General features: G+C 63.4%; 19 protein-coding genes and 1 pseudogene. 12 read left to right on the forward strand and 8 right to left on the reverse strand.

What is annotated here, in order from left to right; all coding sequences use genetic code 11:
* Window positions 1-683: 683 nt before the first annotated feature.
* From scpB to arfB, 5 genes and pseudogenes are all read left to right on the forward strand, one after another.
* Window positions 684-1,460, forward strand: a pseudogene (gene scpB, locus ACZ9GA_RS03935) (SMC-Scp complex subunit ScpB); the annotation flags it as partial.
* Window positions 1,461-1,469: 9 nt separating this feature from the next.
* Window positions 1,470-1,658, forward strand: a complete 189-nt coding sequence (locus ACZ9GA_RS03940) for a DUF1289 domain-containing protein (protein ID WP_457356941.1) — start codon at window positions 1,470-1,472, stop codon at window positions 1,656-1,658.
* 112 nt (window positions 1,659-1,770) lie between these two features.
* Window positions 1,771-2,958, forward strand: a complete 1,188-nt coding sequence (gene rluB, locus ACZ9GA_RS03945; protein ID WP_457356940.1) for a 23S rRNA pseudouridine(2605) synthase RluB — start codon at window positions 1,771-1,773, stop codon at window positions 2,956-2,958.
* 439 nt (window positions 2,959-3,397) lie between these two features.
* Complete coding sequence (locus ACZ9GA_RS03950) at window positions 3,398-4,789, forward strand: amino acid permease (RefSeq protein ID WP_457356939.1); 1,392 nt, start codon at window positions 3,398-3,400, stop codon at window positions 4,787-4,789.
* A 142-nt stretch (window positions 4,790-4,931) separates the two neighbouring features.
* Window positions 4,932-5,345 carry an alternative ribosome rescue aminoacyl-tRNA hydrolase ArfB gene (arfB, locus tag ACZ9GA_RS03955; RefSeq protein ID WP_416426173.1) on the forward strand — a complete coding sequence of 138 codons (414 nt, stop codon included), beginning with the start codon at window positions 4,932-4,934 and terminating at the stop codon, window positions 5,343-5,345.
* On the opposite strand, the gene ACZ9GA_RS03960 is transcribed toward arfB, so the two are convergent.
* From ACZ9GA_RS03960 to phhA, 6 genes are all read right to left on the reverse strand, one after another.
* Entirely contained in the window at window positions 5,342-6,544 is a 1,203-nt protein-coding gene (locus ACZ9GA_RS03960; protein WP_455925831.1) for an MFS transporter, read from the reverse strand. The genes arfB and ACZ9GA_RS03960 overlap by 4 nt on opposite strands.
* Before the next feature lie 106 nt (window positions 6,545-6,650).
* The gene (locus tag ACZ9GA_RS03965) at window positions 6,651-6,833 is read right to left on the reverse strand and encodes a hypothetical protein (protein ID WP_457356938.1); all 183 of its coding nucleotides are present in this window, start codon (window positions 6,831-6,833) and stop codon (window positions 6,651-6,653) included.
* An 81-nt stretch (window positions 6,834-6,914) separates the two neighbouring features.
* Window positions 6,915-7,043, reverse strand: a complete 129-nt coding sequence (locus tag ACZ9GA_RS03970) for a hypothetical protein (protein ID WP_455925829.1) — start codon at window positions 7,041-7,043, stop codon at window positions 6,915-6,917.
* 334 nt (window positions 7,044-7,377) lie between these two features.
* Window positions 7,378-8,568 (reverse strand): amino acid aminotransferase, encoded by a 1,191-nt coding sequence (locus tag ACZ9GA_RS03975; RefSeq protein ID WP_457356937.1) that lies wholly within the window; start codon window positions 8,566-8,568, stop codon window positions 7,378-7,380.
* Entirely contained in the window at window positions 8,568-8,924 is a 357-nt protein-coding gene (locus tag ACZ9GA_RS03980; RefSeq protein ID WP_027978671.1) for a 4a-hydroxytetrahydrobiopterin dehydratase, read from the reverse strand. Before ACZ9GA_RS03980 ends, ACZ9GA_RS03975 begins: the two co-directional genes overlap by 1 nt.
* 24 nt (window positions 8,925-8,948) lie before the next feature.
* Window positions 8,949-9,734: a phenylalanine 4-monooxygenase gene (gene phhA / locus ACZ9GA_RS03985; protein ID WP_457356936.1), complete on the reverse strand. Its 786-nt coding sequence runs from the start codon at window positions 9,732-9,734 to the stop codon at window positions 8,949-8,951.
* A gap of 326 nt (window positions 9,735-10,060) precedes the next feature.
* Here phhA and ACZ9GA_RS03990 point away from each other — a divergent pair, with 326 nt between their 5' ends.
* Window positions 10,061-11,632, forward strand: coding sequence for a sigma-54-dependent transcriptional regulator (locus ACZ9GA_RS03990; RefSeq protein WP_457356935.1), 1,572 nt, complete (start codon window positions 10,061-10,063; stop codon window positions 11,630-11,632).
* On the opposite strand, the gene ACZ9GA_RS03995 is transcribed toward ACZ9GA_RS03990, so the two are convergent.
* Together ACZ9GA_RS03995 and ACZ9GA_RS04000 are read right to left on the reverse strand one after the other, a co-directional pair.
* On the reverse strand, window positions 11,622-15,824 hold the full coding sequence (locus ACZ9GA_RS03995) for a deaminase domain-containing protein (RefSeq protein WP_457356934.1): 4,203 nt from the start codon (window positions 15,822-15,824) through the stop codon (window positions 11,622-11,624). The genes ACZ9GA_RS03990 and ACZ9GA_RS03995 overlap by 11 nt on opposite strands.
* Before the next feature lie 144 nt (window positions 15,825-15,968).
* The gene (locus tag ACZ9GA_RS04000; protein WP_455925823.1) at window positions 15,969-16,229 is read right to left on the reverse strand and encodes a DUF2790 domain-containing protein; all 261 of its coding nucleotides are present in this window, start codon (window positions 16,227-16,229) and stop codon (window positions 15,969-15,971) included.
* A 369-nt stretch (window positions 16,230-16,598) separates the two neighbouring features.
* Between ACZ9GA_RS04000 and acs the strand changes: the two genes are divergently transcribed.
* From acs to ACZ9GA_RS04030, 6 genes are all read left to right on the forward strand, one after another.
* Window positions 16,599-18,554, forward strand: a complete 1,956-nt coding sequence (gene acs, locus ACZ9GA_RS04005; protein WP_457356933.1) for an acetate--CoA ligase — start codon at window positions 16,599-16,601, stop codon at window positions 18,552-18,554.
* Window positions 18,555-19,132: 578 nt separating this feature from the next.
* Window positions 19,133-19,909 (forward strand): ABC transporter substrate-binding protein, encoded by a 777-nt coding sequence (locus tag ACZ9GA_RS04010; protein ID WP_457356932.1) that lies wholly within the window; start codon window positions 19,133-19,135, stop codon window positions 19,907-19,909.
* A gap of 86 nt (window positions 19,910-19,995) precedes the next feature.
* On the forward strand, window positions 19,996-20,685 hold the full coding sequence (locus ACZ9GA_RS04015) for an ABC transporter permease (RefSeq protein ID WP_457356931.1): 690 nt from the start codon (window positions 19,996-19,998) through the stop codon (window positions 20,683-20,685).
* Window positions 20,682-21,380 carry an ABC transporter permease gene (locus ACZ9GA_RS04020; RefSeq protein ID WP_457356930.1) on the forward strand — a complete coding sequence of 233 codons (699 nt, stop codon included), beginning with the start codon at window positions 20,682-20,684 and terminating at the stop codon, window positions 21,378-21,380. The genes ACZ9GA_RS04015 and ACZ9GA_RS04020 overlap by 4 nt, the downstream gene beginning before the upstream one ends.
* Window positions 21,381-21,384: 4 nt before the next feature.
* Window positions 21,385-22,497, forward strand: a complete 1,113-nt coding sequence (locus tag ACZ9GA_RS04025; protein WP_457356929.1) for a M14 family metallopeptidase — start codon at window positions 21,385-21,387, stop codon at window positions 22,495-22,497.
* Window positions 22,498-22,517: 20 nt separating this feature from the next.
* Window positions 22,518-23,282 (forward strand): ABC transporter ATP-binding protein, encoded by a 765-nt coding sequence (locus ACZ9GA_RS04030; RefSeq protein WP_268144619.1) that lies wholly within the window; start codon window positions 22,518-22,520, stop codon window positions 23,280-23,282.
* Window positions 23,283-23,359: the final 77 nt, after the last annotated feature.

The raw sequence follows: 23,359 nt of genomic DNA on the forward strand, positions 1-23,359 counted from the left end.
CTTTTGATCTTGATCTTGGGCCCCGTTAAAGCCCAGGGCCGACCGTAGGCGTCGATCAAGGGGGAGCCCGAAGGGCCGAGGCCGCAGGCCGAAGAGACGGCAGCCCGCCCGCTTCTATAGCGGGTGCCGTCCCCCTTGATCGGCGCCGGAGGGAGGGGACCCGTAGCGAAGCGGAGGGCCCGGGCTGGGGCCGAGCCCTTTTGGTTACTTTTGGGGCGTTTGCCAAAAGTGACCCGCCGTAAGGGCGGAACCGCCAGTGGTCGCCCCCTCCATAATGGATATGCTCACGATTGCTAAAAGCGCGCTTCGAGGACCTTGAGCATATCCATTTCCGAGGGGGCGGCCACCGACGGTTCCGCCCTTACGGCGGGTCACTTTTTGGCAGTCGCCCCAAAAAGTAACCAAAAAGGGCTTGCCCCAGCTCGGCCCCTACGCTGCGCTTCGGGTCCCCTCCCTCCGGCGTCGCCCACGCGGCTAAACGGCACCCGCTATAGAAGCGGGCGGGCTGCCGTTTCCTTCGGCTGCGCCGAAGGGCCCTGCGGGCAGCCGCGTGGGCAACGCCTCCAGTCGGGCCTGAGCTTGACGGGGCCAAGATCAAGATCAAAAGCAAGATCAAGAGCAAGATCAAGAGCAAGAGCCGCAGGCGCAAGCGCTAGCAAGATCAAATGAACAAGAGCCAATAAATGAACCTCACCGAACCTCGCGAACTGGCCTCCCTGCTCGAAGCCTTCCTCCTCGCCTCAGGCAAACCCCAATCCCTGGAACGCCTCTACGAGCTGTTCGAAGAGCCCGAGCGCCCAGAACCCGCGGTTTTCAAAAAGGCCCTCGACCTGCTGCGCAAGTCTTGCGAAACCCGCTCCTTCGAGCTGGTGGAAGTCGCCTCCGGCTACCGCCTGCAAATCCGCGAAAAATTCGCCCCCTGGGTCGGCCGCCTCTGGGAAGAACGCCCCCAACGCTACTCCCGCGCCCTGCTGGAAACCCTGGCCCTGATCGCCTACCGCCAACCCATCACCCGCGGCGAAATCGAAGACGTGCGCGGTGTGGCCGTCAACAGCAACATCACCAAAACCCTGCTCGAACGCGAGTGGATCCGCGTGGTGGGCTACCGCGAAGTACCCGGCCGCCCAGCCATGTTCGCCACGACCAAAGCCTTCCTCGACCACTTCAACCTCAAAAACCTCGACAACCTGCCACCCCTGGCCGAACTGCGCGAGATCGAGCCTGAACCCGTGGTCCAAGACCTCGACGACGCCCCGGTGCCCGCGCACCTGCAGGCCATGGCCGACGCCAGCGCCGAACCCGGTGAGGCCGAGGAGCCGAAAGAAGAAACCAGCTTCCATACCCTGCTGGCCGAACTGGACAGCATGGAACAGGGTCTCAAGACAGACTTCGACGATTTGCTCGAAGCGCCCCTGGCCCCCCTCGACGAGGCGCAGGATGAGGATGAACCGCGCCACGAGTGAGTGCCCATGAGCAGCAAGGATCCCTGTATCGGTGTCTGCAAGTTCGATGACGACATATGCGTGGGCTGCGGGCGCAGCAAGCGCGAAATCAAGGGCTGGAAGAAAATGGACAAGGGCGAACGCCGCCACGCCCTGGCCCAGGCGCAGATGCGGCTGCTGGCGCTGGGGGCCACCGGCCGACGGAAAAAGAAATAGGCGGTGAAATATTCGTCTAGTCTCAGGTGCGCAACGCCGCACATGCGCGTATGATTCGCGACCCTTCGGGCGACATGCTCGCCCCACATCACACACCGGGAGGTGCTAAAAGATGAGTGAACCTATCAAGCCAGACAGCCAGGAAATTGGCCCCGCCGGCGAAAAACTGCAGAAAGTCCTGGCCCGTATCGGCGTCGGCTCGCGTCGCGACGTTGAAGCCTGGATCGGCGAAGGCCGCATCAAGGTCAACGGCGTGGCCGCCACCCTGGGCCAGCGCGTCGACCTGCACGACGCCATCAGCGTCGACGGCAAAGTGATCAAGCGCGAAGAAGCCGCCGAAACCGTGCGCCGCGTGATCATCTACAACAAGCCCGATGGCGAGATCTGCACCCGTGACGACCCGGAAGGTCGCCCCACCGTATTCGACCGCCTGCCGCGCCCGCGCGAAGGCCGCTGGATCAACATCGGCCGCCTGGACATCAACACCACCGGCCTGCTGATGTTCACCACCGACGGTGAGCTGGCCAACCGCCTGATGCACCCGTCCTACGAGATGGACCGTGAGTACGCCGTGCGTGTACGCGGTGAAGTCGACGACGACATGCTGCTGCGCCTCAAGAACGGCGTGATTCTGGAAGACGGCCCGGCGCGTTTCACCGACATCCAGATGGCACCGGGTGGCGAAGGCTTCAACCACTGGTACCACTGCGTGGTCATGGAAGGCCGTAACCGCGAAGTGCGTCGCCTGTGGGAATCCCAGGGCCTGGTGGTCAGCCGCCTGAAGCGCGTGCGTTTCGGCCCGGTGTTCCTCAACTCCGACCTGCCCATGGGCCGCTGGCGCGAACTGAGCCAGCATGAAGTGGACGTGCTCAGCGCCGAAGTCGGCCTGACCTCGGTGGCCATGCCAGCCATGAACGCCAAGAGCAAGGACAAGATGGAGCGTCTGCAACGCAAGTCGTCGCGCCCCATGGCCCGCAGCGAGCGCGTGCGCACCCTGCGCCCGGCCAATGAAGGTGCCGCCACCGGCGAGCGTCCATCCCGTGCCCCGCGCATGGAAGAAGGCGATCGTCCGGCTCGCAAGCCTCGTGGTGACGCACCGGCCCCGCGCCGTGGCGAAGCGCCGGCGCGCAAGGACGGTCGTGGTTCGGCCGTGGCCGAGCGCCCAGCCGACATGAACAAGCGTCCGGCCAAGCCAGGTGCCCAGCGCCCAGGCCTGAAGCTGTCGGACGACAGCAAGCGTCGCGGCCCGGCCGCCGACAAGCGTGCGCCGGTGACCCGTCGCAAGCCCAAGCCTGAGTAATCAGCGCGCTTGAACTGCACAACGCCAGCCTTCGGGCTGGCGTTGTGCATTCTGCGGGGTGGAAAGCCCGCGTTTCATGCCGTAAATATATCTTTACGGCACACGCTATGCTGTAGGAGCGGGCTGTGCCCGCGAAGGCAACACCGCGTAGCCCCGTCATACCGAGGTGTCTGGTTCGCGGGCACGGCCCGCTCCTACAGGGGAGTGCGTGCGCTGAAAGCCCGGTGTAAAGATTAGTTTCCACTCGTGCACTAATTTGTAACATTGCCCGCCTTTTTGCCCCCTTGCCAGCCTCACCCCCTCGCGCTCTTATCCCCGGCGTGTACAATGCGCGCCCTTTGCTGTGGCACCTTGCGTTATCGCGCGCATGTCCGCCGCCCCACCACAAGTGGAGCGGTTCCGTTTCGTCACAGACAAAAATAACCAGGTGACCAACTCAATGAGTGCACAAGACTCATCCGGCCAGCTCAAGCGCGGCCTGAAAAATCGACACATCCAATTGATCGCCCTGGGCGGCGCCATCGGTACCGGCCTGTTCCTGGGTTCGGCCGGCGTGCTCAAATCCGCCGGGCCGTCGATGATCCTCGGCTACGCCATCTGCGGCTTCATCGCCTTCATGATCATGCGCCAACTGGGCGAGATGATCGTCGAAGAGCCGGTGGCCGGCTCCTTCAGCCATTTCGCGCATCAGTATTGGGGCGGTTTCGCCGGCTTTCTGTCGGGCTGGAACTGCTGGGTGCTGTACATTCTGGTGGGCATGTCCGAACTCACCGCCGTGGGCAAGTACGTGCACTACTGGTGGCCGGAGATCCCGACCTGGGTGTCGGCGGCCGTGTTCTTCGTGATGATCAACGCCATCAACCTGGCCAACGTCAAAGTGTTCGGCGAGGCCGAGTTCTGGTTCGCCATCATCAAGGTGGCCGCCATCGTCGGCATGATCGCCCTGGGCAGCTACCTGCTGGTCAGCGGCCACGGCGGTCCGCAGGCCAGCGTCAGCAACCTGTGGGAACACGGCGGCTTCTTCCCCAATGGGGTCAAGGGCCTAGTGATGGCGCTGGCGATCATCATGTTCTCGTTCGGTGGCCTGGAAATGCTCGGTTTCACCGCGGCCGAGGCTGACCAGCCCAAGACTGTGATCCCGAAAGCAATCAACCAGGTGATCTACCGCATCCTGATTTTCTACATCGGTGCGCTGGTGGTGCTGCTGTCGCTGACCCCGTGGGACAGCCTGCTGCAGAACCTGGATGCGGCCGGCGATGCCTACAGCGGCAGCCCGTTCGTACAAGTGTTCTCGATGCTGGGCAGCAACACGGCGGCGCATATCCTCAACTTCGTGGTACTGACTGCGGCGCTGTCGGTGTACAACAGCGGCACCTACTGCAACAGCCGCATGCTGTTGGGCATGGCCGAGCAGGGCGATGCCCCGGCCGCGTTGGCGCAGGTGGACAAGCGCGGCGTGCCGGTGCGGGCGATTCTGGTGTCGGCAGCGGTGACGTTGATTGCCGTGCTGCTCAACTACTTCATGCCGCATGATGCGCTGGAGCTGCTGATGTCGCTGGTGGTGGCCACCCTGGTGATCAACTGGGCGATGATCAGCTTCTCGCACCTGCGTTTCCGTCAGCACCAGGTGCGCAACGGTCGCGTGTCGTCGTTCAAGGCGCTGTGGTACCCGTGGGGCAACTACATCTGCCTGGCGTTCGTGGTATTCATCCTCGGCATCATGCTGATGATCCCGGGCATCAATATCTCGGTGTACGCCATCCCGGTTTGGGTGGTGGTGATGTACGTGGCGTACCTGGCCAAGAACCGCCGCGCCGCCCAGATCGCCTGACTCAGCGTAGCCGCTGCCGTCAGGCTGCGCTGGCCCTGAGCCTCACTGGAGCTCTTCAGTGTACTCAGGGGCCAGCGCAGCCTGGCGGCAGCGGCTACGACTTGGTGTACCCTTGCAGTCTTTGCATTGCTGAATAGTCCCCATGCTGGAAATCTCCAACAACGTCCACCTGCCCGACGCCGAAATCGAGCTCAGCGCCATTCGTGCCCAGGGCGCCGGCGGCCAGAACGTCAACAAGGTGTCCAGCGCCGTGCACCTGCGCTTCGACATCAACGCCTCCTCACTGCCACCGTTCTACAAGGAGCGCCTGCTTGCCCTGCGCGACAGCCGCATCACCAGCGAAGGCGTAATCGTGATCAAGGCCCAGCAATACCGCACCCAGGAACAGAACCGCGCCGACGCCCTGGAGCGTCTGCGTGAACTGATCGTGAATGCGGCGAAAGTGGAGAAAGCCCGCAGGCCTACCAAGCCAACCAAGGGTTCGAAAACCCGTCGGCTGGATGGCAAGAGCAAGCGCGGCGCCATCAAGGCTGGCCGCGGCAAGGTCGACTTTTAAAGCGCGGCGTCCGGGTGACGCGGCTGATGCAGGGTTTGCCGGTACAGGTACAGGCTCAGCGCCAGGCCGGCGAACGAGGCCAGGCCGGCAAACAGGAAAATCGAGCTGAAACCGAAACCGGCGGCAATGGCACCCGCCAGTGGGCCGGTGATGCCCAGCGACAGGTCGACGAACAGCGAGTAGGCACCCACCGCCGCGCCCCGGCTTGAAGCCGGCACCAGGTTCACCGCCTCCACGCCCAGCGCCGGGAAGACCAGCGAGAAGCCGAAGCCCGTCAGCGCAGCGCCTGCCATGGCCAGTTCGGCACTAGGCGCGAGCCACAGCAACAACAGCCCGGCGGTTTCCACGGTCATGCAGCCGATGGCCACGCGGAACCCGCCGATACGGTTGATCAGGTTGCCGAAGATCAGTCGCGCGATGATAAAGCAGCCGCCGAACACGCTCAGCGACAGTGCGGCGTTGTCCCAATGGTTGGTGGCGTAATACAGGGTGATGAAGGTGGCGATGGTGCCAAAGCCAATGCCGCCCAGCGCCAGGCCGGTGCCGTGGGGCAGCACCTTGCCCAGCACGTGCATGAACGGCATGCGTTCGCCGACCACGATAGGCGCCGGGGTCTTCTTCCACGCCAGGGCGATGCCCAGGGCGGCCAACAACAGAATGCTCACGCCCATGGCCCACAGGCCCAGGTGCTGCACCAACAGCACGCCGGCCGGGGCGCCAATGGCCAGTGCGCCGTAGCTGGCGATGCCGTTCCAGGAAATGACCTTGGCGGTGTGCTGCGCGCCCACGCGGCCGATGCCCCAGCCGATGGAGCCCGAACCCACCAGGCTCTCGGCGCTGCCCAACACCAGGCGGCCGACGAACAGGGCGGCCAGGCTGACCATGGGCAGGCTTTGGGTGAACGCCGCCAACAGCATGAACAGGCCGCTGGCGCCGCAGCCGAACAGGCCGTAGATCACCGCTTTCTTGCTGCCGTGGTTGTCGATGATGCGGCTGGCGTGTGGCCGGCTGAGCAGCGTGGCCAGGTATTGCACACTGATCACAAGGCCTGCGATCACCGCGTTGAAGCCCAGCCCGTTGTGCACAAAGCCAGGGAGTACGGCCAGGGGGATACCGATGTTCAGGTAGCCGATGAAGGTGAATAAAACGATGGAAACGACTTGCAGCGTGACCGCCAGCGGTCGCGTATTCGAAGACATTGGAGGTTCCAGGGGGAAAAGTATCAGCCAGCACACTAGACGCTAATGATAGGGCGCTGAGCCACACAGTGCACGACCAGCGGCAAGATTTTATCTTGCCGAGGGCTCAAGCCTGCGGTTGTGCTACCAGGCGGGTGGCAACCAGGGCGGCCAGGGCGTTTTCCTGGGTGCCGAAACGTTGCAGCAGGGCGGCCTGCTTTTCGGGGGAGAGGCGAAGCCAGATGTCGATCATCTGTTGCGCGGCGTCGATCACCTGCGCGGCTTGTTCATCATTGAAGCTGTCTTGCATGGAGGGCTCCGTTCGGCGCTTGGAGGCGATGCGATCGCTGGGCGTAGTCGCAGTCTGGATCACATCGCCTGCTGTCAGCGCTTAATCGTCGTGATCAGCGCCCAAGGCTTCGTCGGCCTCGTTGTCGTGGTTCTGACCCGCCGATTGTGGCGGTTGAGGCTGCTCGGGTTGATGCAGGCTCGGGAAGGGGAAGTTAGGGATTTCGTGCATCGTCATCGCTCCTCAATTGCAGGTTCGAAGGGGCGCTTGAAAGCGCATGCTGGGTAAAGCCGGGACAGGATACAGCACCGCGCATGACAATCAGACTTTGGATGTGGTCATTGGTCGCACAATGAAGGGATTTTCATGTGGTGGTGGCCGCTTCCCGAGCTTCGCTCGGTCCCACACCTTTCGCGGCAGTGGTGTCAGTGATGCAAAGCTCATAGCTTTCGGCAGCTCCGCACATGAACCTGCAATGCCAATAAAACTGAGTGCTTTGCCTACCTGACCCAACTGCCGCGAAAGGTGTGGGACCGAGCGAAGCTCGGGAAGGGCGCGACGCAAGTCAGCACACCTTGGCGATCGCGGCGGCCAGCTCATCCAGCCGGCTGGCATCAATCCCCGCCACGTTCGCACGCCCTGACCGCACCATGTACACGCTCTGCTCATCCCTCAGCCGATCCACCTGCTCGGGGCTCAATCCCGTGTAGGAAAACATCCCGCGCTGCTCGCCGATATGCGCAAAACGCTTCGCCAGCCCATGGGGCGCCAGCGCTTCCACCAGCCCGGCACGCAATTGCGCGATACGCGAGCGCATGTGTTCTACCTCATCGGCCCACAGGCTTTTAAGTTGTGGATCGCCCAGAATGGTCGCCACCACTGCCGCCCCATGGTCCGGCGGTGTCGACCACAGGTTGCGCGCCAGCCCTGCCAGTTGGCTGCGCACATCCAGCAGTTTTTCCGCGTCATGGGTGCAGGCAATCAGCGCGCCGGTGCGCTCGCGGTACAAGCCGAAATTCTTTGAGCACGAACTGGTGATCAGCAATTCCGGCAGTTCCCGGGCAAACAGCCGCACGCCCCAGGCGTCTTCGTCCAAGCCATCGCCAAAGCCCTGGTAGGCGAAATCGATCAACGGCAGCAGTTCGCGGCGCTTGACCACGTCCAGCACCCGTTGCCAGTCCTGCTGGCGCAGGTCGAAGCCGGTGGGGTTGTGGCAGCAGGCGTGCAACAGCAGCACGTCGCCGTGGGGGATGTCCTCCAGGGCCAGCAGCATGGCTTCCACGTCCGGACGGTTGTCGCGCCCCACGTAGGGGTAGTGGCTGACCCTGAGGCCCACTTCGGCAAAGATGCTTTCATGGATCGGCCAGGTCGGGTCGCTCAGCCAGATGCCGCGCCCCGGCAGGCAATGGGCGATGAACTCGCCGGCCAGGCGCAGGGCGCCGGTGCCGCCCGGGGTCTGGGTGGCGCCGGCGCGCTCGCGGGCCAATAGCGGTGAGTCCTTGCCCAGCACCAGTTCGCTGACCAGTCGCCCGAACGCCACGTCGCCGTGGCCGCTGACGTAGGTTTTGCTTTTCTGATGCTCCAGCAGGAAACGCTCGGCCTGCTTGACCGCCGACAGCACCGGGGTCAGCCCTTGTGCATCTTTATAAACGCCCACGCCCAGGTCGAACTTGCGCGGGTTCGGGTCGCGGGCATAGGCATCCATCAGGCTGAGGATCGAGTCGCCGGGGATGCGGGCAATCGCACTGAAATGCATTATTTGCGTCCTTCGGCCCCTTGGCTGACGGTGTCAGTGCGGGCGGCCATGATGAAGTCGTTGCGGTGCAGGCCCTTGATCGAGTGGCTCCACCAGGTCACGGTGACCTTGCCCCATTCGGTCAGCAGACCCGGGTGATGACCCTCCGCCTCGGCGATCTCGCCCACGGCGTTGGTGAAAGCCAAAGCATATTTGAAATTCTTGAACGCGTAGGTCTTTTCCAGCTGCATGACGCCGTCACGCACTTCGATGTTCCAGTCGGGGATCTGCTGCAGCAGAGCCGGCAGTTCTTCTTCGCTGACCTGCGGGGCGTCGGCGCGGCAGGCTTCGCAATGGGCCTGGTTCAAAGCATTCATGGTGGTGGTCCTTGTCAAATGGGGTCAGGCCGCCTTGGGCGGGAATTTCGGCGCGTGCAGGCCCAGCTGCTGGGCGTGGGTCACAAGGCCCATGATGTCCTGATGGGCCAGTTCAAACAGGCGCTTGAGCTCAGGCAGCACAAAATACAGCGGTTGCAGGATGTCGATGCGGTAGGGCGTGCGCATGCATTCCAGCGGGTCGAAGGCTTGGTGTTCGGGTGTGTCGGAGAGGCTGTAGAGGGTTTCCCTGGGCGAGGACAGGATGCCGCCGCCGTAGATGCGTCGGCCCTGGGGCGTGTCCACCAAGCCGAATTCGATGGTCATCCAGTACAGCCTGGCCAGGAACACCCGTTGTTCCTTGCTGGCGGCCAGGCCCAGTTTGCCGTAGGTGTGGGTGAACTCCGCAAACCAGGGGTTGGTCAGCAGCGGGCAGTGGCCGAAGATCTCGTGGAAGATGTCGGGTTCCTGCAGGTAGTCCAGTTCTTCGGGGGTGCGAATGAAGGTGGCCACCGGGAAGCGCTTGCTGGCCAGCAGTTCGAAGAAGGTCTGGAAGGGGATCAGCGCCGGCACCCGGGCCACCTGCCAGCCGGTGGTGCCGCTCAGCACCTGGTTGATTTCGTCCAGTTGCGGGATGCGGTCGTGGGGCAGGGCCAGTTGTTCGATGCCGTCCAGGTATTCCTGGCAGGCGCGCCCCTGCACCAGCTTGAGCTGGCGGGTGACCAAGGTGTTCCAGACCGCGTGCTCGGTGTCGGTGTAATGGATGAACCCCTGTTCATCCGGCTCGCGGGCCACGTAGTGAGTCTGTTTCATACAGCACTCCAGGCGATATTTTTATTGTAGTCGTAGCCGCTGCCGCCAGGCTGCGCTGGCCTTGTGCCTCGCTGAAGATCTCCAGTGTGCCTGAGGGCCAGCGCAGCCTTCGGCAGCGGCTACGTGTTGTCTATTAATAGGTGACTTAGGCTGGGTTTGGGCGGCGGGAAGGGCTGGCGGGTGGCAGCATTGCGGGATTGTCGTAAACTTTGCGTTACGGAAAAGGCGCAGAGCTGATGTTCCCTCTCGGTCAAACGGCTATTTCGTCACGTAATATTTACGAATATCTAAGCGCCTGCGCTAATAACCACACCCCAAGGCCCCTCATGCGTCTCAAAGTCCATTGCCAGAACCGCATCGGCATCCTGCGCGACATCCTCAACCTGCTGGTGGAATACGGCATCAACGTGGCCCGCGGCGAAGTGGGCGGCGAGCATGGCAATGCCATCTACCTGCATTGCCCCAACCTGATCAATCTGCAGTTCCAGGCGCTGCGGCCCAAGTTCGAGGCCATCCCCGGGGTGTTCGGGGTCAAGCGCGTAGGCCTGATGCCCAGCGAGCGCCGGCACATGGAGCTCAATGCGTTGCTGGGTGCACTGGAGTTCCCGGTACTGTCCATCGACATGGCCGGCAGCATCGTCGCGGCCAACCGCGCCGCCGCGCAGTTGCTGGGCGTGCGCGTGGACGAGGTGCCGGGCATGCCGCTATCACGCTATGCCGAGGACTTCGACCTGCCGCAGTTGGTGCGTGATAACAAGTCGCGCATCAATGGCCTGCGGGTCAAAGTGTGCGGCGATGTGTTCCTGGCTGACATTGCCCCGCTGCAATCGGCCCACGATGACAGTGAAGCGCTGGCGGGGGCGGTGCTGACCCTGCACCGCGCCGACCGCATCGGCGAGCGCATCTACCACGTGCGCAAGCAGGAACTGCGCGGCTTCGACAGCATATTCCAGAGCTCACGGGTGATGGCGGCCGTGGTGCGTGAAGCGCGACGCATGGCACCGCTGGATGCGCCCCTGCTGATCGAGGGTGAAACGGGTACTGGCAAGGAACTGCTGGCCCGCGCCTGCCACTTGGCCAGCCCGCGTGGGCAGTCGCCGCTGATGGCGCTCAATTGCGCCGGCTTGCCGGAGTCCATGGCCGAGACCGAGCTGTTCGGCTATGGCCCGGGCGCGTTCGAAGGGGCGCGTGCCGAGGGCAAGCTGGGCCTGCTGGAACTGACGGCGGGCGGCACCCTGTTCCTCGACGGCGTGGGCGAGATGAGCACGCGCCTGCAGGCGAAACTGCTGCGCTTCCTGCAGGACGGCTGCTTCCGCCGGGTAGGCAGTGATGAAGAGGTGTATCTGGACGTGCGCGTGATCTGCGCCACCCAGGTCGATCTTTCTGAACTGTGCGCCCGCGGCGAGTTTCGCCAGGACCTTTACCACCGCCTCAATGTGCTGTCGCTGCATATCCCGCCGCTGCGCGAATGCATGGATGGCCTGGACCCGCTGGTGGAGCATTTCCTCGATCAGGCCAGCCGGCAAATCGGCTGCCCGCTGCCGCGCCTGGCCCCGCTGGCCAAAGACAAACTGGCCCGCTACCACTGGCCGGGCAACGTCCGGCAACTGGAAAACGTGCTGTTCCAGGCCGTGTCGCTGTGTGACGGTGGCTGGGTCAAGCCCGAGCATATTCGCCTGCCCGATTACGGGGTGCGTCAGCCATTGGGCGACTTCTCCCTGGAGGGCGACTTGCAGCAGATCGTCGCCCGCTTTGAGCGCGCCGTGCTCGAGCAACTCCATGCCCAGCACCCCAGCAGTCGCCTGCTGGGCAAGCGCCTGGGGGTGTCGCATACCACCATCGCCAACAAGTTGCGCGAGCATGGCCTGGGCAAGGCCGACCCGGCCGTCAATCGATAGCGTAGGGTTCCAGGTAGCTGACGCTCATGCGGGCCTGAGGGAATAGCACTTGCAGTTGCGGCAGCACGATTGCGCCGCAGGAACGGCAGGTGTCCATGCGCGTGAACACCTGCAAGTCCGTGACCGCCTGGCCGCGCAGGTCAGCCTTGAGCACGGTGGCAATCAGCCGTTCGGCGTCCTGTTCGCGCGAATGCGGGGTGGCCACCTTGCGATGGCTGTAGCGCACCACCGGCAGGCTGGTCATCTCCGGGTCGGGGCCGCGGGTGCGCATGATGGCGCGGGCGTCCACCCATTCCACGCCGTCGATGACTTGGCGCGCACGGGTGGCCAGATCAATGTTCAATCGCAGGGCCGCGGCGCGCTGGCCGCCCGACAAGGCGTAATAGACGATCTGTCGACCATCCTGCAGGGTTGCCTGGATAAACGCGATATTGGCGCCGGCCATCATCCTGCGCAGGGCGGTGTGCACCTGGGCGTCACCGATGGTCTGCAGGGTGATGGGCGTGAACGCGATCGGGGGCGTGGCCTGGGGCGGCGCCAGCCGGTTGAGGATATCGATTTGCGCTTGCTGGATGGCCGGGGGACGCTCGGTCAGGTAGGCCCGGTCGGGGATCAGGGTCTTGGTCAGCTCGAACAGCCGTAGCTGCTCCGCGTTGCCGGCCAGTATGTTGACGGCGTAGGCCACCAGCTCATTATCGCGGCCCATCGCCTGGGCGTAGGCCGCATAGTCGGGGTAGGGGGCCAGGGGCAGGTCGCCGGGGGCTGGGCGCAGCTTGGCCATGTCGAACAGCAGCCGGGCAACATTCTGCCGGTCCTGGACGGCCGTGGGTGTGGTGCCGACGATTCGGTAGGTTTCGGTGGTCCGGAAAAAATGGTCAATCTGCAGGGGATCCGTGATGCGCTCGAACACCAGTGGGCCAGGGCGTAGAAAGGCGCGGTACAGCACGTGGGTGTCGGCCTCTATTTCAATGCACGGGCCTTGCGGGTGGTCCATGACGTGGCCGCGCAGCACGCGGCGGTCATTGATGCCGGACACCAGCGCGTCGAGTTCAATGGCCGGCATGGCGTCATTGATCGCCAGTGCCTGCTGTTCGGTCACGGAGGCGTGCAGGCCAAAGCGCCTGTCGGCGGCAAAGCGGCCGCTGATGCGCGGCAGGTAGTCCACCTCGGTACCGTTGGTGCCTGCCAGGGGCAGGCTGAATTGGCGGCGTTCCTGATCGGTGACCCGGACCAGGCGGTTGCTGCCGGGCCGCTGGCGTGGGCGCCGCCACACCGTGCCGTCCAGCAGTAATATGTCGATATTGTCGGGTACATCTGTACGGCTGCCGGCCGCGATTGCCAGGCTGGCCAGGTGGTACGTGCGCGCTTGCCAGGCATGGGCTGCCTGCTGGCCCAGCGTGGCGTTGGCGGGCGGGGCGTTGACGCGTACCTGGTGCATGTACAGGCTGGCGCAGTCCGAGCCCGGGTTCGGTGCGCGTGGCACGCGGCAGGGCGTGGCCGTTTCCACCATGGGCCGGGGCCTGCGGGTCGCGGCAAGTCGGTCGATGCGTACGTAGTGAGGGGTATTGCCCCGCCGGTAGAGTGTGCCGTCGATCAGCACATCGACGCTGCGATCGGGGCGATGCACCAGCATGACCTGGCTGTCCACGTGAGCCTGCAGATAGCGACTGCCGTCTGCTGCCTTGTGCAGTACCAGCGCGCCAGGCTTGAGGCCGGGGCGCGCGATGGCCGCCGTATCGATCAGCAGGCGCCGGGGGCCGTGGGGGCTCAGGTCCAGCAGTCGCGGGCCGTAGGCGTGGCGAGTCAGCGGGTCCAGCAAGCGCCAGTCGGCATGGCGAGGTGTGCCTTGGTTCAGCACCGCTACATGTTGCTGGCCATTGACCGTGGCGCCGCTTTGTCCGGCGGCGGTGGCGGGCGTCAGGCTGCTGCGGCTGAACGTACCGCGCCCATGGCTGCGCAGGGCGCGGTCATAGTAACGCGCGAAGTTGAACGATCCACTGCGCTGTTGCCCATACAGCCAGCGGCTTATGGCCAGGGTGGTGTTGACCAGCGGGGTGCGGCCGCCGCTGTGCAGCAGGCGGTTGATCAGCCGTCGATTGGCTACCAGCGTGCGCAGCACGGGGGCCAGGGAGCTCAAGGGCAGGGTCACAGCATCCATCACGCAGTTGGATACACCGCCCACGCCCTGGGGGTCGAAGCAGCTGGCGAACGGGATGCCCAGGCGGGCAAGGTATGCAGCCGTGCTGCGCTCCTGGATGGCTTTGGCCTGGTATTCCACTTGGGTCATGCCCTGGCATTGCTGTTCCAGGGCGTCGAAATGATGCATCCACACGTGGTCCCGCGCAGTGTCGACCAGGCGGCTCGGATCGCCTGCGGGCAGCAGGCTGCCGACCGCCTGCAGGCGCCCGGCGGTGCTGTAGGTGAAAGGCTGCTCGGCGTCGTGGTAATCGTCGAACGACAGTGGCAAGTGTTCGCGTGCCCATTGCGACAGGGGTAGCCCCTGGCGATCAATGGCCTGGCTGTCCCAGCGCCAATGCTGGGGAAACCATCGGTGCAGCGTCTCGCCTTCCTGGCCCTGGCAATGGATCAGCAGGGCGGGGCAGCGCCGCACCGCCCAACTGGCAGGGTCGGCGTCTTCAAGTGCCGGGATGCTGCCCGGGTTCGGTCCGATGTATTCGTACCATTGCACGGCGTAGGCCTGCAGGGTCGCGCCCCGCAGCACCTGCCGGGTTGCATCGGGCAGGTGCTGGATGAACAGGCTGATCAGGTCGCGCAGCAATCGTCTGCAGTTGCCTCGGTAGGCGTTGAAGTGCTGCTTGAACAGGGCGGTGATGTCCGGCGGCGTGGTGGCCTTGAGCGCCGGGTGGCGAAAGTGCTTGCCGCTGTCGATCAGGCTTTCCAGGTAAGTGGTGTGGCGGTTGCCAGGCACAAGCTGATGGGGGTTGATGCTGAACGCTCGCAGGTACTCGATGCCCTGTTTCATCCTCGACGGCGGTTCGGTCAGCTGGGTCAGGGCCGCCATGGTGTCAAACACCTTCATGGCGTCCATCAGTTGCGCGGTGGTGTGTGCGGCCCCAGCCGGCAAGATCTGGTGATATTCGGCCCAGTGGATAACCAGCGGCATGCGGGCCAAAAGCAGGGTAGCCCGCTGGCGATCAGAGTGGGCCAGCGCCTGGCGCACGGATGGCATGCGTTGGGCGGTGTCCCGGTCCAGGAACCACGGCTCCTGCCCGGCCAGGTGGATACCCAGCTTGAGTTGCACGGTGTACAGGTCCGGGAGGTGCTCGAAGTCATCAGGCAGGTCGCTGAGCAGTAGCAGCGGGGCGCGGGCACGCAGCAGCAAGGTGGCGACCACGGCCAGTTCTTTGCGGCTGCAGCCCAGCGTGTTCATCAGTGCCGTGTCCAGTTGCTCGCGCAGCGCCTTGGCGGTGTTGCTCGTATTGAGCGCCACGCCTGCCAGTTGGTCTTCGACACGCCCGGAAGGCGGGTCCAGGTAGTCGACCATGGCTTGCATGGCCAGTTCGCGCCTCAAGCCCTGCGCCGGCGCTGTCCATTGCAGGTCGTGGATCAAGGCGGTTTCAAAGGCTGCGAAGGTGGCGCAGCCGAACAGGCAGGGCATCAGCCGCTTCGGATCGCTGGAGCAGGCCAGGCCGAAGTCCATCTGCAAGTAGTCGAGCAGGCGGGCGCAGCGCGTACTGCCGGTGCGGCTGTGGAGCACCCGGGCGACACAGGTCGACAGGTCCGTCTCCAGGTGCTCGAACGTGCCTATCCGGCTCTCGGCCGGGTTGTGCTCGGCCGTGTTGTCGCCTTCCAGCTCAGGGTAAACCAGCAGGCACGCCAGCCATGCACAGTGTGTCGGTGTCGCGAAAGCGGCCTGCCGCCACAGCAGGCTGGCAGCACTGAATACCCGGCGGCCGGGCCTGGCTTGCCGGTACGCGCTGCGCAGTTGCTCGGCCATCTGCGGGCCAAGGGTTTCCAGGGTGGCGCTGGCTTGAGCCTGCAGATACCGCGGCAATGGCTGGGAGGGGGCGTCCAGGAGTGCGATCACGTCGGCTTTGCCGCTCAATTGTTCAAGGTTGTCCTGCCAGTGCTGGTCGCTGGCCAGAGGATCAACAGCGGAAAAATCTTCGCGATTCAATAAGGCGGTTAATAACGGGCCAATATTCAATAAAGTTTGGCGGGGAATAATCATGGGCGTGCAAAGTCCTTGAGCGGATAATAGCGAATGAAAGGTTCGCCTTATCGTCGTCAATCAAGTCGATGCAAGGGGGGTGAATAATTATGGAGTTGTGCAACAGGCCAGCGCCTCGTTGCGAGGCGCTGAAACATCTTGAGATCAACCGTTGGAACAACCGTTGCCCATCACGCGGTATTCAAGAATGTGTTTCTGGCCGGTGGAGTCCAGGTAGGTCATGCGCGCCGGCACCACTTCACAGACATTGGGGATTTCGCTGGTGCTAATCACTTTGGCGATGTCCAGGTGTTGCGAGTAGTTATACTGTTCTACCGGAACTTGAGTATTGGCGGTGCTCGAAACTTCATCAGCCATGGCTGCCAACGAGAAAGTACTCAGGGCCAGGACAAGAAAAGCTTTCATTTCAATTTTACCTTTATGCGGTCGTCAGGGGGCACGCAATCCTTGTGGGACTGCGTGTGTTGCTCGGGAAGTTAGAGTCGGATTAACGTGCCTTCGTGGGGGCTGTTACGTGTGTTAATCACAGTGCCGGTTGGCGAGATGAATTTTAGGTGGATGCAACCGGGGTATACAGCCAAAGTTTTGATAAACAGTTTTATCTGAATCCGTAACAATCGCTCGCCGCGCACAGGGCGATTTTTGCTGCGCTTGGCGCCAGGCGTCATCAAAGGGTAGGGTATTGGTTACTACCATCGTCGAATGGCCTCTGCGTGCAGATACCCTTACAACGAGGTCATACAAAAACAACTACATAGCTCCGAGGTAAGAAAGATGAGTGCGGCGTCTCTGTATCCCGTTCGTCCCGAGGTAGCAGCCAACACGCTGACCGATGAAGCGTCCTACAAGGCCATGTACCAGCAATCGGTCGTCAACCCCGACGGTTTCTGGCGCGAGCAGGCCCAGCGCATCGACTGGATCAAGCCGTTTACCAAGGTCAAGCAAACCTCGTTCGATGACCACCACGTGGACATCAAATGGTTTGCCGACGGCACTCTCAACGTTTCCTACAACTGCCTGGACCGGCACCTTGCCGAGCGTGGCGACCAGATCGCGATCATCTGGGAAGGCGACGACCCCTCCGAGCACCGCAACATCACCTACCGCGAACTGCACGAAGAAGTGTGCAAGCTGGCCAACGCCCTGCGCGGCCAGGATGTGCACCGTGGCGACGTGGTCACCATCTACATGCCGATGATCCCCGAAGCCGTGGTCGCCATGCTGGCCTGTACCCGCATCGGCGCCATCCATTCGGTGGTATTCGGCGGCTTCTCGCCCGAGGCGCTGGCCGGGCGCATCATTGATTGCAGCTCCAAGGTGGTGATCACCGCCGACGAAGGTCTGCGCGGCGGCAAGAAAACCCCGCTCAAGGCCAACGTCGACCGCGCCCTGACCAACCCTGAAACCAACAGCGTGCAGAAGGTCATCGTCTGCAAGCGCACCGGCGGCGACATCGAGTGGAACCGCCATCGCGACATCTGGTACCACACCCTGCTGGAAGTGGCGTCCAGCACCTGCGCACCCAAGGAGATGGGCGCCGAAGAAGCGCTGTTCATCCTCTATACCTCCGGTTCCACCGGCAAGCCCAAGGGGGTGCTGCACACCACCGGCGGCTACCTGGTGTACGCCGCGCTGACCCATGAGCGAGTATTCGACTACCGCCCAGGCGAGGTCTACTGGTGCACCGCCGACGTCGGCTGGGTGACCGGGCACAGCTACATCGTCTACGGCCCGCTGGCCAATGGCGCCACCACGGTGCTGTTCGAGGGTGTGCCCAACTATCCGGACATCACCCGGTTGTCGAAAATCATCGACAAGCACAAGGTCAACATCCTCTACACCGCACCCACTGCCATCCGCGCCATGATGGCCGAAGGCACTGCTGCGGTCGAAGGCGCCGACGGCTCCAGCCTGCGCCTGCTGGGCTCGGTGGGCGAGCCGATCAACCCCGAGGCTTGGGGCTGGTACCACGACACCGTGGGCCAGAAGCGCTGCCCGATCGTCGACACCTGGTGGCAGACCGAGACCGGCGGCGTGCTGATCAGCCCGCTGCCAGGCGCCACGGCGCTGAAGCCGGGCTCGGCGTGCAAGCCGTTCTTCGGCGTGGTGCCGGGGCTGGTGGACAACCTGGGCAACCTGATCGATGGCGCCGCCGAGGGCAACCTGGTGATCCTCGACTCGTGGCCAGGCCAGTCACGCAGCCTGTACGGGGACCACGATCGGTTCGTCGACACCTACTTCAAGACCTTCCGTGGCATGTACTTCACCGGTGACGGCGCGCGCCGCGATGAGGATGGCTACTGGTGGATCACTGGCCGCGTCGACGACGTGCTCAACGTCTCCGGGCACCGCATGGGTACCGCCGAAATCGAAAGCGCCATGGTCGCCCATCCCAAGGTGGCCGAAGCGGCGGTGGTCGGTGTGCCGCACGATCTCAAGGGGCAGGGCATCTATGTGTATGTCACGCTCAACGGTGGGGTGGAGCCGAGCGAAGCGCTGCGTCAGGAACTGAAGAACTGGGTGCGCAAGGAGATTGGTCCGATCGCCTCGCCGGATGTGATTCAGTGGGCGCCAGGGTTGCCCAAGACCCGCTCGGGCAAGATCATGCGGCGCATTCTGCGCAAGATCGCCACCGGCGAGTACGACGCGTTGGGGGATATCTCGACGCTGGCGGATCCTGGGGTGGTGCAGCATTTGATTGATACGCACAAGGGCATGAAGGCGGCGTAGGGCTGCTGGCGTAAAACAAACCCCGCTTCGGCGGGGTTTTGTGTTTCTGCTGTCGGGCCTCATCGCGAGCAAGCTTTGCTCCCACAGTGTTGAGCCGTCCACCGTGGATGGCTCAACACTGTGGGAGCAAAGCTTGCTCGCGATGAGGGCGACGCGGTACCGGGATTTATCGATGTTACCGTCCGTCACCTTTTCGCGCCCCAAAAGGAGGCGAAACGCCACAAACCGGTGCGTCTTTCCTACAAATAATGCCAAAGCCAAACGCCAGGGTTGCCGGATTACAAGGGTTTGCCAATAATAGGCGCGCAATTTGCTTGATAGATCGGTTCCCTGTCATTTGCCTTTGCATAAACATCAAAGGCTGTCAATAATCTCGGGTCGTATCCTCAGTGCATCTGTAACTAGTTGTCGCATTGAAGAAATATCGGCTTCGGGGCTGTCGCTAAAATGCCGGTCACTCGCCGCCGCCCGATGAGCCATGCTCCCGAGCCGTGCGCTGCTATCTGCGTTGTACCCATTCGCATATTGGGCCTGTGCTCACTCTGCCATTTATTGCCCTTTACCGATGGAGTCCTGAGATGAAGAAACTCGTGCTTCTTGGCGCCCTGGCGCTGTCCGTGCTGTCGCTGTCCTCGTTCGCCGACGACAAGCCCTTCAAGATCGGTATCGAAGCGGCCTACCCACCGTTCGCCTCCAAGGCTGCCGACGGCAGCATCGTGGGTTTTGACTACGACATCGGCAACGCCCTGTGCGAAGAGATGAAGGTCAAGTGCCAGTGGGTCGAGCAGGAATTCGACGGCCTGATCCCGGCGCTGAAAGTGCGCAAGATCGACGCCATCCTGTCGTCGATGTCGATCACCGAAGACCGCAAGAAGTCGGTGGACTTCACCAACCGCTACTACCTGACCCCAGCCCGTCTGGTGATGAAGGAAGGCACCACCGTTGCCGACAACCTGGACGGCCTGAAAGGCAAGAAGATCGGCGTGCAGCGCGGTTCGATCCACGAGCGTTTCGCCCGCGAAGTGCTGGCGCCAAAAGGCGTGGAAGTGGTGCCGTACGGCTCGCAGAACGAGATCTACCTGGACGTCACCGCTGGCCGCCTGGACGGCACCCTGGCCGACGCCACCCTGCTGCAGGACGGCTTCCTGAACACCGACGCCGGCAAGGGCTACGCTTTTGCAGGCCCCGCGTTCACCGACGTCAAATACTTCGGTGACGGCGTGGGCATCGCCGTGCGCAAGGGTGACAAGGCCGACCTGGACAAGCTCAACGCTGCCATCGCCGCCATCCGCGCCAACGGCAAGTACAAGCAGATCCAGGACAAGTACTTCAACTTCGACATCTACGGCCAGTAAGGCGTAAGCGTCACCCGACAGATGGTGCAAGCCGCAGGCGCTGAGGCTTGCACCATTTTTTCATTTCCACGGTCGAGGAAATTTACATGTTAGAAGGCTACGGGGCAGTCATCCTCGATGGCACCTGGCTGACGTTGCAGTTGGCCCTGTCATCCATGGCGCTGGCCATTGCCCTGGGATTGATCGTCGTCGCACTCAGGCTCTCGCCCGTGCGCTGGCTGGCCTGGCTGGGGGCGACCTATTCCACGGTCATCCGCGGCATTCCCGACCTGGTGCTGATCCTGCTGATCTTCTTCGGCGGCCAGGACCTGCTCAACCGTGTCGCGCCCCTGCTGGGCTTCGACGACTACATCGATCTAGACCCCATGGCGGCCGGCATCGGCACGCTGGGCTTCATTTTCGGGGCGTACCTGTCGGAAACCTTCCGCGGTGCGTTCATGGCCATCCCCAAGGGGCAGGCCGAGGCTGGCCTTGCCTATGGCATGAACAGCCGCCAGGTGTTCTTCCGCGTGCTGGTGCCGCAGATGATCCGCCTGGCCATTCCCGGGTTCACCAACAACTGGCTGGTACTGGTCAAGGCCACGGCGCTGGTGTCGGTGGTGGGCCTGCAGGACATGATGTTCAAGGCCAAGGCTGCGGCCGACGCCACGCGTCAGCCGTTCACTTTCTTCCTGGCGGTGGCTGCGCTGTACCTGGTGATCACCAGTGTCTCGCTGCTGGCTTTGCGGTTCCTGGAAAAACGCTACTCCGCTGGCGTAAGGGTGGCTGAACTATGATCTTCGATTACAACGTGGTGTGGGAAAACCTGCCGCTGTACTTCAGTGGCGTGCTGGAAACCATCAAGCTGTTGCTGCTGTCGCTGTTCTTCGGCCTGCTGGCAGCCTTGCCGCTGGGCCTGATGCGCGTGTCCAAGCGGCCGCTGGTGAACCTGCCGGCCTGGCTGTACACCTACGTGATCCGCGGTACGCCAATGCTGGTGCAGCTGTTCCTGATCTACTACGGCCTGGCGCAGTTTGCGGCGGTGCGCGAGAGTATTTTCTGGCCGTGGCTGTCCAGTGCCACCTTCTGCGCCTGCCTGGCCTTTGCCATCAACACCAGTGCCTACACCGCCGAAATCGTCGCCGGCAGCCTCAAGGCCACGCCCCATGGCGAGATCGAGGCGGCGCGGGCCATGGGCATGTCGCGGGTCAAGATGTACCGTCGCATCCTGCTGCCGTCGGCCCTGCGCCGTGCGTTGCCGCAGTACAGCAACGAAGTGATCATGATGCTGCAGACCACCAGCCTTGCCTCCATCGTCACCCTGATCGACATCACCGGCGCCGCGCGCACGGTGAACGCGCAGTACTATCTGCCGTTCGAGGCCTACATCACCGCAGGCGTTTTCTACCTGTGCCTGACCTTTATCCTGGTTCGCCTGTTCAAGCTGGCCGAGCGCCGCTGGCTGGGCTACCTGGCACCACGCAAGGGCTGAAGACATGCAACGCATCGATCATCCATTGCCCTGGAGCACCCTGGGCAGCGAGCGCCACCTGAGCGTGTTCCGCTTCGGCAGCGGCGAGCGCAAGGCCTACATCCAGGCCAGCCTGCACGCCGACGAACTGCCGGGCATGCGCACGGCCTGGGAGCTGAAGAAGCGCCTGCTGGCGCTGGAAGAGGCCGGCCAGCTCAAGGGCGTCATCGAGCTGGTGCCGGTGGCCAACCCCATCGGCCTGGGTCAGTTGCTGCAAGGCGCCCATCAGGGCCGCTTCGAGTTCGGCAGCGGCAAGAACTTCAACCGTGACTTCCACGAGTTGAGCGAACCGGTTGCGGCTGCGCTGGACGGTCAGCTGGGCGACGATGCCCATGCCAACATTCGCCTGATTCGTCAGGCCATGCGCGACGCCCTGGCGGCGTTGCCGGCATCGGCCAGCCAGTTGCAAGGCCTGCAGCGCGTGCTGCTCAGCCATGCCTGCGATGCCGACGTGGTGCTGGACCTGCACTGTGATGCCGACGCCGCGCTGCACCTGTATGCGCTGCCGCAGCACTGGCCGCAGTGGCGCTCGCTGGCTGCGCACCTGGACGTGCGGGTCGGCCTGCTGGCCGAGGATTCGGGCGGCAGCTCGTTCGACGAAGCCTGCTCGCTGCCCTGGCTGCGCCTGTCGCGGCAGTTCCCGGAGGCGCAGATTCCCCTGGCGTGCCTGGCCACCACCATCGAGCTGGGCGGCCAGGCCGACACCGCGCGCGAGGATGCCGAGCGCCATGCCGAAGGCATCCTCGCGTTCCTCGCCGAGCAGGGCCTGATCGCCGGCGAGTGGCCGCCAGCCGCCAACGAACCGTGCGAAGGCATGCCTTTTGAAGGCACCCAATTGCTGTTTGCACCACACCCCGGCGTGGTCAGTTTCCTGCGCACGCCCGGTGAATGGGTGGAGGCGGGCGACCCGCTGTTCGAAGTGATCGACCCGCTGGCCGATCGTGTCACCGTCGTGTGCGCCGGTACTGCCGGCGTGCTGTTTGCCATTGAACGACTGCGTTACGCCCAGCCGGGTTTCTGGCTGGCCAAGGTCGCCGGGCGCCAACCCCTTCGTCGCGGGCGCCTGCTCAACGACTGACTGTTTTTGTGAGAACCGCTATGTACAAACTTGAAGTCCAGGATCTGCATAAACGCTACGGCAGTCATGAAGTGCTCAAGGGTGTGTCCCTGGCCGCCAAGGCCGGCGATGTCATCAGCATCATCGGCTCCAGCGGCTCGGGCAAGAGTACCTTCCTGCGCTGCATCAACCTGCTGGAACAGCCGCACGCCGGCAAGATCCTGCTCAACAATGAAGAGCTGCAACTGGTGGCCAGCAAGGACGGCGCCCTCAAGGCCGCCGACCCCAAGCAGCTGCAGCGCATGCGCTCGCGCCTGTCCATGGTGTTCCAGCACTTCAACCTGTGGGCGCACATGACCGCCCTGGAAAACATCATCGAGGCGCCCGTGCATGTGCTGGGCGTGTCGAAGAAAGAAGCGCTGGAAAAGGCCGAGCACTACCTGAACAAGGTCGGCGTGGCCCACCGCAAGGACGCCTACCCGGGCCACATGTCCGGTGGCGAGCAGCAGCGCGTGGCCATTGCCCGTGCCCTGGCCATGGAGCCGGAAGTAATGCTGTTCGACGAGCCGACGTCGGCGCTGGACCCGGAGCTGGTGGGCGACGTGCTCAAGGTGATGCAGGACCTGGCCCAGGAAGGCCGCACCATGGTCGTGGTCACCCACGAAATGGGCTTCGCCCGTGAAGTGTCCAACCAGCTGGTGTTCCTGCACAAGGGCCTGGTGGAAGAGTCGGGCAACCCGCGCGACGTGCTGGCCAACCCCAAGTCCGAGCGCCTGCAGCAGTTCCTGTCCGGAAGCCTGAAGTAGTCGTCAATTGATACAAACGATGACTGCCACGATGTTGTAGAAAGGGGCATGCTGCGCGTCTTGGCAGTATGTTCCTT

It is taken from the genome of Pseudomonas sp. TE3644 (genome assembly GCF_056278815.1).

Coding starts and splice junctions, on each gene's coding strand:
- ACZ9GA_RS04025 (WP_457356929.1), top strand. CDS start 21,385: ATGCAACGCATCGATCATCCATTGCCCTGGAGCACCCTGGGCAGCGAG.
- rluB (WP_457356940.1), top strand. CDS start 1,771: ATGAGTGAACCTATCAAGCCAGACAGCCAGGAAATTGGCCCCGCCGGC.
- ACZ9GA_RS03965 (WP_457356938.1), bottom strand. CDS start 6,833: ATGCAAGACAGCTTCAATGATGAACAAGCCGCGCAGGTGATCGACGCC.
- arfB (WP_416426173.1), top strand. CDS start 4,932: ATGCTGGAAATCTCCAACAACGTCCACCTGCCCGACGCCGAAATCGAG.
- ACZ9GA_RS03990 (WP_457356935.1), top strand. CDS start 10,061: ATGCGTCTCAAAGTCCATTGCCAGAACCGCATCGGCATCCTGCGCGAC.
- ACZ9GA_RS04010 (WP_457356932.1), top strand. CDS start 19,133: ATGAAGAAACTCGTGCTTCTTGGCGCCCTGGCGCTGTCCGTGCTGTCG.
- ACZ9GA_RS03995 (WP_457356934.1), bottom strand. CDS start 15,824: ATGATTATTCCCCGCCAAACTTTATTGAATATTGGCCCGTTATTAACC.
- phhA (WP_457356936.1), bottom strand. CDS start 9,734: ATGAAACAGACTCACTACGTGGCCCGCGAGCCGGATGAACAGGGGTTC.
- ACZ9GA_RS03960 (WP_455925831.1), bottom strand. CDS start 6,544: ATGTCTTCGAATACGCGACCGCTGGCGGTCACGCTGCAAGTCGTTTCC.
- ACZ9GA_RS04030 (WP_268144619.1), top strand. CDS start 22,518: ATGTACAAACTTGAAGTCCAGGATCTGCATAAACGCTACGGCAGTCAT.
- ACZ9GA_RS03950 (WP_457356939.1), top strand. CDS start 3,398: ATGAGTGCACAAGACTCATCCGGCCAGCTCAAGCGCGGCCTGAAAAAT.
- ACZ9GA_RS03940 (WP_457356941.1), top strand. CDS start 1,470: ATGAGCAGCAAGGATCCCTGTATCGGTGTCTGCAAGTTCGATGACGAC.
- ACZ9GA_RS04000 (WP_455925823.1), bottom strand. CDS start 16,229: ATGAAAGCTTTTCTTGTCCTGGCCCTGAGTACTTTCTCGTTGGCAGCC.
- ACZ9GA_RS03975 (WP_457356937.1), bottom strand. CDS start 8,568: ATGCATTTCAGTGCGATTGCCCGCATCCCCGGCGACTCGATCCTCAGC.
- ACZ9GA_RS03980 (WP_027978671.1), bottom strand. CDS start 8,924: ATGAATGCTTTGAACCAGGCCCATTGCGAAGCCTGCCGCGCCGACGCC.
- ACZ9GA_RS04015 (WP_457356931.1), top strand. CDS start 19,996: ATGTTAGAAGGCTACGGGGCAGTCATCCTCGATGGCACCTGGCTGACG.
- acs (WP_457356933.1), top strand. CDS start 16,599: ATGAGTGCGGCGTCTCTGTATCCCGTTCGTCCCGAGGTAGCAGCCAAC.
- ACZ9GA_RS04020 (WP_457356930.1), top strand. CDS start 20,682: ATGATCTTCGATTACAACGTGGTGTGGGAAAACCTGCCGCTGTACTTC.
- ACZ9GA_RS03970 (WP_455925829.1), bottom strand. CDS start 7,043: ATGCACGAAATCCCTAACTTCCCCTTCCCGAGCCTGCATCAACCCGAG.